At 68.1% G+C, this 9327-nt stretch carries 7 protein-coding genes and 2 tRNA genes; 8 read left to right on the top strand and 1 reads right to left on the bottom strand.

What is annotated here, in order from left to right; all coding sequences use genetic code 11:
* The first annotated feature begins 80 nt into the window (after positions 1 to 80).
* The 6 genes from pheS to A612_RS15025 all read left to right on the top strand — a co-directional run bounded on the left by pheS (position 81) and on the right by A612_RS15025 (position 4780).
* Entirely contained in the window at positions 81 to 1133 is a 1053-nt protein-coding gene (gene pheS, locus A612_RS15050; RefSeq protein WP_019375264.1) for a phenylalanine--tRNA ligase subunit alpha, read from the top strand.
* Positions 1134 to 1214: 81 nt separating this feature from the next.
* Positions 1215 to 3662 carry a phenylalanine--tRNA ligase subunit beta gene (gene pheT, locus A612_RS15045; protein ID WP_019375263.1) on the top strand — a complete coding sequence of 816 codons (2448 nt, stop codon included), beginning with the start codon at positions 1215 to 1217 and terminating at the stop codon, positions 3660 to 3662.
* Positions 3662 to 4048, top strand: a complete 387-nt coding sequence (locus A612_RS15040; RefSeq protein ID WP_019375262.1) for an integration host factor subunit alpha — start codon at positions 3662 to 3664, stop codon at positions 4046 to 4048. The genes pheT and A612_RS15040 overlap by 1 nt, the downstream gene beginning before the upstream one ends.
* 76 nt (positions 4049 to 4124) lie before the next feature.
* Positions 4125 to 4547 carry a MerR family transcriptional regulator gene (locus tag A612_RS15035; RefSeq protein WP_019375261.1) on the top strand — a complete coding sequence of 141 codons (423 nt, stop codon included), beginning with the start codon at positions 4125 to 4127 and terminating at the stop codon, positions 4545 to 4547.
* 33 nt (positions 4548 to 4580) lie between these two features.
* A tRNA-Pro gene (locus A612_RS15030) sits at positions 4581 to 4657 on the top strand.
* A gap of 46 nt (positions 4658 to 4703) precedes the next feature.
* Positions 4704 to 4780 (top strand) — tRNA-Val (locus tag A612_RS15025).
* Between the two features lie 55 nt (positions 4781 to 4835).
* Here the strand turns inward: A612_RS15025 and A612_RS15020 are convergent.
* Positions 4836 to 5888 carry an AI-2E family transporter gene (locus A612_RS15020; RefSeq protein ID WP_040437149.1) on the bottom strand — a complete coding sequence of 351 codons (1053 nt, stop codon included), beginning with the start codon at positions 5886 to 5888 and terminating at the stop codon, positions 4836 to 4838.
* Between the two features lie 220 nt (positions 5889 to 6108).
* On the opposite strand from A612_RS15020, the gene A612_RS15015 reads away from it, so the two are divergent.
* Both A612_RS15015 and A612_RS15010 read left to right on the top strand, forming a co-directional pair.
* Positions 6109 to 8988 (top strand): 2-oxoglutarate dehydrogenase E1 component, encoded by a 2880-nt coding sequence (locus A612_RS15015; RefSeq protein ID WP_019375259.1) that lies wholly within the window; start codon positions 6109 to 6111, stop codon positions 8986 to 8988.
* A gap of 57 nt (positions 8989 to 9045) precedes the next feature.
* Positions 9046 to 9327 (top strand): biotin/lipoyl-containing protein (locus A612_RS15010; RefSeq protein ID WP_040437147.1); only part of this gene is annotated, 282 nt, incomplete at its 3' end.

The raw sequence follows: 9327 nt of genomic DNA, 5'->3' as shown, positions 1-9327 counted from the left end.
CTGCAGCCGGCTGCCGGCGCGCCAACAGCAGGGGCTAGGGCTTGGAAAGGCGCTAGCCCCTGTCTTTTTGAATGGTCGATATGAACGAGTTGGATTCCCTGGTGACGAGCGCGCGCGAGTCGTTTGCGCGCTGTGCAACCCCGGCCGAGCTGGAAAACGCCAAGGCCCAGTTCCTGGGCAAGTCGGGCCGGCTGACCGAGCTGATGAAGGGCATGGCGCAGCTGTCGCCCGAGGACAAGAAGACGCGCGGCGCCGCCATCAACCTCGCCAAGCAGGGTGTGGAAGCGGCGCTGACGGCGCGCCGCCAGGCGCTGGCCGACGCCGAGCTCGAGCGGCAACTCCAGGCCGAGGCGCTGGACGTGACGCTGCCCGGCCGCGCGCGCGGGCAGGGCGGGCTGCACCCGGTATCCCTGACCCTCGAGCGCATCGAGCAGATCTTCGGCTCCATGGGCTTCGACGTCGCCGACGGCCCAGAGATCGAGACCGACTGGTTCAATTTCACGGCGCTGAACACGCCCGAGGACCATCCGGCGCGCTCCATGCACGACACCTTCTACGTCGAGGGCGGCACGCCCGAGGCGCCCCACCTGCTGCGCACCCACACCAGCCCGATGCAGGTGCGCTACGCCGTGCAGCATGTGAAGCGCCACCGCCACCTGATCGACGCCGGGCAGCCGATGCCCGAGATCCGCGTCATCGCGCCGGGCCGCACCTACCGCGTGGACTCGGACGCCACGCACTCGCCCATGTTCCACCAGTGCGAAGGGCTGTGGATCGGCGAGAACGTGAGCTTCAAGGACCTGAAGGTGGTGTTCACGGATTTCTGCCGCACCTTCTTCGAGTCGGACGACCTGGTGCTGCGTTTTCGGCCCAGCTTCTTCCCCTTCACCGAACCGAGCGCCGAGATCGACATCCAGTTCCAGCAGGGGCCGCTGGCCGGGCGCTGGCTGGAAGTGTCCGGCGCCGGCCAGGTGCACCCGAACGTGGTGCGCAACATGGGTCTCGATCCGGAGCGTTTCATCGGCTTTGCCTTCGGCATGGGGCCGGACCGGCTGACGATGCTGCGCTATGGCGTGAACGACCTGCGCCTGTTCTTCGACGGCGACATCCGTTTCCTGTCCCAGTTCCAATAAGGTCCGAGGCCCCGCGCGTCGGGGCCGGTCGCGCCCAGCCGGCCGTGGTGCTGGCGAGCGCCTTCGCCCGAGAGTCCAGACATGCAATTTCCCGAATCCTGGTTGCGCGAATACTGCAACCCCCCGCTGACCACCCAGGAGCTGGCCGATACGCTGACCATGGCCGGCCTGGAGGTGGAGGAGCTGCGCCCGGTGGCGCCGCCGTTTTCCAAGATCGTGGTCGGCGAGATCAAGGCCGCCGAGCAGCACCCGAACGCCGACCGCCTGCGCGTGTGCCAGGTGGACGTGGGTGGCCCCGAGCTGCTGAACATCGTCTGTGGCGCGCCCAATGCGCGCGTCGGCATTCGCGTGCCCTGCGCGCTGGTGGGCGCCGAGCTGCCGCCGGGCGAGGACGGCAAGCCCTTCGTCATCCGGGTCGGCAAGCTGCGCGGCGTGGAAAGCCGCGGCATGCTGTGCTCGGCGCGCGAGCTGCAGCTGTCGGACGACCATGAGGGGCTGATGGAGCTGGAAGCGGATGCGCCGCTCGGCGAGGACATCCGCCGGCACCTGCGGCTCGACGACACGCTCTTCACGCTCAAGCTCACGCCCAACCTCGCGCACTGCCTGAGCATCTACGGCGTGGCACGCGAGCTGGCGGCGCTGACTGGCGCGCCGCTCGTGCATCCCGAATTGCCGCAGGTGGCCACGCAGATCGAGGAGCGCGTGCCGGTGCGCATCGAGGCGCCCGACCTGTGCGGGCGTTTTTCGGGCCGCGTGGTGCGCGGCGTCAACCCGCGCGCCAGGACGCCGCAATGGATGGTCGAGCGCCTGGCGCGCTGCGGCCAGCGCAGCGTGGCGCCGCTGGTCGATATCTCGAACTACGTGATGTTCGAACTGGGGCGGCCGTCGCACATCTTCGATCTGGACAAGATCCACGGAGGCCTGGAAGTGCGCTGGGGGCGGCCGGGCGAGCGCCTGAAGCTGCTCAACGGCAACACCGTCGAGCTGGATGAGAAGGTGGGCGTCATCGCCGACCAGCGCGAGGTCGAGTCGCTGGCCGGGATCATGGGGGGCGACGCCACGGCCGTGGGCGACGACACCCGCAACATTTATGTGGAGGCTGCCTTCTGGTGGCCGGCGGCCATTGCCGGGCGCTCGCGCCGCTTCAACTTCGCCACCGACGCCGGCCACCGCTTCGAGCGCGGCGTCGATCCCGAGCACACGGTCGAGCACATCGAGCGCATCACGCAGCTGGTCATCGAGATCTGCGGCACGCCCGAGACCGTCTGCGGGCCCATCGACGACCAGCGCGTGAACCTGCCGGCGCCGGCGCCGGTGCGCATGCGCGTGGCGCGCGCCGCCAAGGTCATCGGCATGCCGCTGACCGAGGCCCAATGCCTGCAGGCACTTGAACGCCTGGGGCTGGACGTGCGCGCCGAGGAGGGCGGGGTGCTGGTGGTCGCGCCACCGTCCTGGCGCTTCGACCTGCGCATCGAGGAAGACCTGATCGAGGAGGTGGCGCGCATGGTCGGCTACGAACAGCTGCCGACCACGCCGCCGCTGGCACCGATCACCGCCCGCGTGCGCCCCGAGGCGCGCCGCAGCAGCTTCGCCGTGCGCCGTGCGCTGGCGGCGCTGGGCTACCAGGAGACGATCAACTTCTCCTTCGTGGAGGAACACTGGGAGCGGGAACTGGCCGGCAACGACGCGCCGATCCGCCTGCTCAACCCGATCGCCAGCCACCTGAGCGTGATGCGCTCCAGCCTGATGGGGTCGCTCATGCAGGTGCTGAAATTCAACCTGGACCGCCGCGCGGCGCGGGTGCGCGTCTTCGAGATCGGGCGTGTCTTTGCGCGCGACGCTGGCGTGGCGGCCAGCGACACCAGCGTGGAGGGGATCGCCCAGCCGATGCGCGTCGCCGGGCTGGCCTATGGACCGGCGCAGCAGCTGCAGTGGGGCCAGCGCGAGCGGGCGGTGGATTTCTACGACCTCAAGGGCGACGTGGAGGCGCTGCTGGCGCCGCTCAAGCCCGCATTCGAGGCCGCCGAGCACCCGGCCCTGCACCCGGGGCGCTGCGCGCGCGTGCTGCTGGACGGCCGGGCGGTGGGCTTCATCGGCGAGCTGCACCCGCGCTGGCGCCAGTCCTGGGAGCTGCCCTCGGCGCCGGTGCTGTTCGAGCTGGAGCTGGAGGCCGCCCTGCAACGGCCGGTTCCGGCCTTCGCGCCGGTGCCGCGGCGCCAGAGTGTGGAGCGCGACATCGCGGTGGTGGTGGCCGAGCGCGTCACGCACGACGAGGTCATGCAGGCGGTGCGCGCCGCGCTGGCGCCCAGCCTGCTGCGTTCGGCCGTGCTCTTCGACGTGTTCCGCCCCCCGGCCGGGCGCACGCCCCAGCCCGGTGCCGCCGGTGGTCTTGCTGCCGGCGAGAAGAGCCTGGCGATCCGCCTGTCGCTGCTGAGCGAGGCGGCTGCGCTGCAGGAGGCGGAGATCGAATCGGCCGTGCAGGCGGTGCTGCAATCGCTGGCACGGCGTACGGGAGCGAGGCTGCGATGATGATGGGCAACGGCAAGGAAACCCGGCTGCCGGTCGATGCGCCGGATGCCGATGGGCTGCCGCTGGCGGTGCACAGCCTGGAGTCGCCGGCGCTCACGAAGGCGCAGCTGGCGGAGCTGCTGTTCGAGCAGATCGGCATGAACAAGCGCGAGGCCAAGGACATGGTGGACGCGTTCTTCACCCTGATGGCTCAGCGCCTGATCGATGGCGAGGACGTGAAGCTGTCGGGTTTCGGCAACTTCCAGGTCCGCACCAAGGCGGCGCGCCCGGGGCGCAACCCCCGCACCGGCGAGTCGATCCCGATCAAGGCGCGGCGCGTCGTCACCTTCCATGCCAGCAGCAAGCTCAAGGAGCAGCTGCAGGATGTGGTCGACGGCAAGGCCTGATTTGCCCGGAGGCGCAAGAGTGGCAACTGCGCTACCCTAGGCGCTTCGGACGTGGCCCCGAGCCTGCGATCGCACCATGAGCACTGCCCTGCCTCCCATTCCCGCAAAGCGCTACTTCACCATCGGCGAGGTGGCGCAGCTGTGCGACGTCAAGCCGCACGTGCTGCGCTACTGGGAGCAGGAATTCACGCAGCTGCGCCCCATGAAGCGGCGCGGCAACCGGCGCTACTACCAGCACCACGAAGTGCTGATGATCCGGCGCATCCGCGAGCTGCTCTACGAGCAGGGCTTCACCATCAGCGGCGCGCGCAACCGCCTGCGCGAGTCCGTGTCCGCCGGGGCGGCGGCCCGGTCGGCGCCTCCCGAGGCCACCTTGGCGGGGGGCGGCGCCCTGGAGCCCGTGCGCACTGCGGAGCAGCTGCCGCTTGCCTTGGCCAGCAGCGTCGACGCCCATGCGTTGCGCCGGGAGCTGGAGCAGATTCGCGCAATTCTTCTCTGAGGCCGTTTTTTCGTTATATACTCTTGGTCTTGTCGGCGTGTAGCGCAGCCTGGTAGCGCACTTGCATGGGGTGCAAGGGGTCGCGAGTTCGAATCCCGCCACGCCGACCATTTTTCAGGTGCATGGATTTTTCCAGGACCATGCACCAGCCGACCCAGGCGCGTAGCTCAGCTGGTTAGAGCACCACCTTGACATGGTGGGGGTCGTTGGTTCGAGTCCAATCGCGCCTACCAATGAAACAGGCCCCTGTGGGAAACCACAGGGGCCTTTTTCCTGCCTGGCCCCCGCTCAGGGGCGTTCGCGGCGGGGCGCGAACAGGTCCCACATGGCCATGAAGAGCGCCGCGATGACCGGCCCGATCACGAAGCCCGTCAGGCCAAACAGGGCCATGCCTCCCAGGGTGGAGATCAGCACCACATAGTCCGGCATCTTGGTGTCCTTGCCCACCAGCAGGGGCCGCAGCAGGTTGTCGACCACGCCGATCACCCCCATGCCGAAGGCCGTCAGCACCGCTCCCTGCCAGAGCGCGCCGGTAGCGAAGAAATAGATCGCCACCGGCCCCCAGATCAGGCTCGCGCCCACCGCCGGCAGCAGCGACAGGAAGGCCATCAGCACGCCCCACATGACGGCCCCCTGGATGTCCAGGGCCCAGAAGATCAGCCCGCCCAGCGCGCCCTGCACCGCGGCGACCACGATGTTGCCCTTCACGGTGGCGCGGATCACGGTGGTGAACTTCTCCGCCAGCCGGCGCTTGTGCTCCTCTTCCAACGGCACTGCGTCGCGGATCCGGGCGACCAGCTCGGCGCCGTCGCGCAGCAGGAAGAACAGCAGGTACAGCATCACGCCCAGCGCGACGAGAAACTGCAGCGTGTTCTGGCCCATGTCGAGGGCCTTGGTGGCGAGTGCGCGGCTCGCCTGCGTGCCCAGCGTGGCGAGCCGGTCCTGCACCTCGGACAGCGATGTGAGGTGGAAGCGCTCGAGCAGCGAGACCGCCCAGGGCGGCAGGGCGGCCAGCACCTGCTGCACGTATTCGCCGAAATTCGTCTGGCCGGAACGCAGCCGGTTGTAGGTGGCGCCCGCTTCCTGCACCACCGACGCGCCGATGAGGGCCGTCGGGATGATCACGACCAGCAGGCACAGGCACAGCGTCAGGAAGGCCGCCAGGTTGGGCCGGCGCGGCATCCGCGCCAGCAGGCGGCGGTGCAGCGGGGCGAACAGGATGGCCAGCACCACCCCCCAGAACACGGCGCCATAGAAGGGCCAGAGGATCGCCCCGAAGGCGGCGGTCACGAGCGCCAGCAGGAACAGGAGCGTGCGGTTTTGCAGGAGGGAGGAACTCATGGGCGGCAGGAAAGCGATGGCGTTGCCGCAAATGTAAGTCAGTGCGCAGGAGTGCAAGCGAACGGGATATGCCGGCGCCCGGGCGGGTATCGGTGGCACAATAGCCGACGCACCCAGGTCCTTCCCTGCACTGTCGCGTCCGCCAACCGGTTAAGCCGTGACGCGGAAGGTTTGTCAACCAGCTAAAGCCTCCCCCAGGGAGGCGTAGGTCAGCGCACACATGAGCGAGCCCACATCCGTCTACCAAGCCTACCAGGGCAATACCTATCTCTTCGGCGGCAATGCCCCTTACGTCGAGGAGATGTATGAGAACTACCTTGCCAACCCCGGTAGCGTGCCGGATTCGTGGCGCGAATACTTCGACGCGCTGCAGCACGTGCCCGCAGTCGATGGCAGCGATGCGCGCGACGTGCCGCACATGCCGGTCATCAACGCCTTTGCCGAGCGCGCCAAGCAGGGTGGGACAAGGACGGTCATCGCCACCGGCGCCGATTCCGAACTCGGCAGAAAGCGCGTGGCAGTACAGCAGCTCATCGCCGCCTACCGCAACGTGGGCCAGCGCTGGGCCGACCTTGATCCCCTGAAGCGCCAGGAACGCCCGAACATCCCCGAGCTGGAGCCGTCCTTCTACGGCTTCACCGATGCCGACCAGGAGACCGTCTTCAACGTCGGCAACACCTTCTTCGGCAAGGAGAGCATGCCGCTGCGCGAGCTGATCAACGCGCTGCGCGAGACCTATTGCGGCACCATCGGCGCCGAGTACATGTACGCCACCGACCAGAACCAGAAACGCTGGTGGCAGCAAAAGCTCGAGTCGATCCGATCCAAGCCGCAGTTCGACGCCGAGAAGAAAAAGCGCATCCTCGAGCGCCTGACGGCCGCGGAAGGGCTCGAGCGCTTCCTGCACACCAAGTACGTGGGCCAGAAGCGCTTCTCGCTCGAAGGCGGCGAGAGCTTCATCGCCGCCATGGACGAGCTGATCAACTCGGCCGGGGCCGCCGGCATCCAGGAAGTGGTGATCGGCATGGCCCACCGCGGACGCCTGAACGTGCTGGTCAACACGCTGGGCAAAAGCCCGAAGGACCTGTTTGCCGAGTTCGAGCACACCGCGCCCGAGGACCTGCCGGCCGGTGACGTGAAATACCACGCCGGCTTCTCGTCCGACGTGTCTACCCCCGGCGGCCCGGTGCACCTGGCGCTGGCCTTCAACCCCTCGCACCTGGAGATCGTCAACCCGGTGGTCGAGGGCTCGGTGCGCTCGCGCATGGACCGCCGCGGCGACCCCAAGGGCAAGCAGGTGCTGCCGGTGTTGGTGCACGGCGACGCGGCCTTTGCCGGCCAGGGCGTGAACCAGGAAACCCTGGCGTTGTCGGAGACGCGCGGCTACCACACCGGCGGGACGGTGCACCTGATCATCAACAACCAGATCGGCTTCACTACCTCCGATCCACGCGACCTGCGCTCGACGCTGTACTGCACCGACATCATGAAGATGATCGAGTCGCCGGTGCTGCACGTCAACGGCGACGACCCGGAAGCCGTGTGCCTGGCGGTGCAGCTGGCGCTGGAGTACCGCATGGAGTTCTCGCGCGACGTGGCCGTGGACATCGTGTGCTTTCGCAAGCTGGGGCACAACGAGCAGGACACGCCCATGCTCACCCAGCCGCTGATGTACAAGAAGATCGCCCAGCATCCCGGCACGCGCAAGCTCTACGCCGACAAGCTGGCTGCGCAGGGCCTGGGCGAGAGCCTGGGCGACGAGATGGCGCGCGCCTACCGCGCCGCGCTGGAAGAAGGCAGGCACACCGTCGACCCGGTGCTGACCGACTTCAAGCGCAAGTACGCCGTGGACTGGAGTCCGTTCCTGGGCAAGGCCTGGACCGACGCCGGCGACACCGCCATCCCGCTCACCGAGTGGAGGCGGCTGGCTGAGCGCATCACGCACGTGCCGGACAGCGTGACGCCGCACCAGCTGGTCAAGCGCGTGCTGGACGACCGCGCCGCCATGGGCCGGGGCGAGATCAACGTCGACTGGGGGATGGGCGAGCACATGGCGTTCGCGTCGCTGGTGGCTGCCGGCTACGCGGTGCGCCTGTCGGGCGAGGACAGCGGGCGGGGCACCTTCACGCACCGCCACGCCGTCATCCACGACCAGAAGCGCGAGAAGTGGGACGAGGGGACCTACGTTCCGCTGCAGCACGTGGCCGAGAACCAGGCGCCCTTCACGGTCATCGACTCGATCCTGTCGGAGGAGGCGGTGCTGGCCTTCGAATACGGCTACGCCTCGAACGACCCCAACACGCTGGTCATCTGGGAGGCGCAGTTTGGCGACTTCGCCAACGGCGCGCAGGTGGTCATCGACCAGTTCATCGCCTCGGGTGAGGTCAAGTGGGGGCGCCTCAACGGCCTGACCCTGATGCTGCCGCACGGCTACGAGGGCCAGGGCCCGGAGCACAGCTCGGCGCGCCTGGAGCGCTTCATGCAGCTGGCGGCCGAGGCCAACATGCAGATCGTGCAGCCCACCACGGCCAGCCAGATCTTTCACGTGCTGCGCCGCCAGATGCTGCGCGACTTGAGGAAGCCGCTGGTCATCATGACCCCGAAGTCGCTGCTGCGCAACAAGGACGCCACCTCGCCCGTGTCCGAGTTCACGGAAGGCTCGTTCCGCACCGTGCTGGGCGAGCAGGACGCGGCAGTGGCCAGGAACGCCGCCAAGGTCAAGCGGGTCATCGTCTGCTCGGGCAAGGTCTACTACGATCTGGTCAAGAAGCGCGCCGAGAAGGAAAGCACGAGCGTCGCCATCGTCCGCATCGAGCAGCTCTACCCCTTCCCGCACAAGGTCTTCGGCGCCGAGCTGAAGAAATACCCCAACGCCACCGAGCTGGTGTGGTGCCAGGACGAGCCGCAGAACCAGGGCGCCTGGTTCTTCATCCAGCACAACATCCACGAGAACATGCAGCCTGGCCAGAAGCTCGGCTACGCGGGCCGCGCCGCCTCCGCATCGCCGGCCGTGGGCTATGCACACCTGCACCAGGAGCAGCAGAAGGCGCTGGTGGAAGCAGCGTTTGCCAAGCTCAAGGGTTTTGTCCTGACCAAGTAAGGCCGAGAAACCCATCCGCACCGTCCAGACAAAACCCTTTTGGAAAGCATTCGAAAAATGTCCATCGTAGAAGTCAAGGTTCCCCAGCTGTCCGAGTCCGTGGCCGAGGCCACGCTGATCGCGTGGAAGAAGCAGGCCGGCGAGGCCGTGGCGGCCGACGAGATCCTGATCGAGATCGAGACCGACAAGGTGATCCTGGAAGTGCCGGCCCCGGCGGCGGGCGTGCTGGCGGAGATCGTGGAGGGCGATGGCGCCACCGTCGCCTCGGAACAGGTGATCGCCCGCATCGACACCAACGCCGTGGCTTCGGCTGCACCCGCGCCGGCTGCGGCTTCCGCG

The organism is Melaminivora alkalimesophila, assembly GCF_000282995.1.
In the GTDB taxonomy this organism is placed as follows: Bacteria; Pseudomonadota; Gammaproteobacteria; order Burkholderiales; family Burkholderiaceae_C; genus Melaminivora; species Melaminivora alkalimesophila.
Note: the sequence above shows the minus strand (reverse complement) of the source record. Positions and strands in the feature narration are given on the sequence as shown.

Bases quoted from the DNA above. Each gene is read 5' to 3' on its own strand.
- pheS (WP_019375264.1), top strand. From the start codon at position 81: ATGAACGAGTTGGATTCCCTGGTGACGAGCGCGCGCGAGTCGTTTGCG.
- pheT (WP_019375263.1), top strand. From the start codon at position 1,215: ATGCAATTTCCCGAATCCTGGTTGCGCGAATACTGCAACCCCCCGCTG.
- A612_RS15040 (WP_019375262.1), top strand. From the start codon at position 3,662: ATGATGGGCAACGGCAAGGAAACCCGGCTGCCGGTCGATGCGCCGGAT.
- A612_RS15035 (WP_019375261.1), top strand. From the start codon at position 4,125: ATGAGCACTGCCCTGCCTCCCATTCCCGCAAAGCGCTACTTCACCATC.
- A612_RS15020 (WP_040437149.1), bottom strand. From the start codon at position 5,888: ATGAGTTCCTCCCTCCTGCAAAACCGCACGCTCCTGTTCCTGCTGGCG.
- A612_RS15015 (WP_019375259.1), top strand. From the start codon at position 6,109: ATGAGCGAGCCCACATCCGTCTACCAAGCCTACCAGGGCAATACCTAT.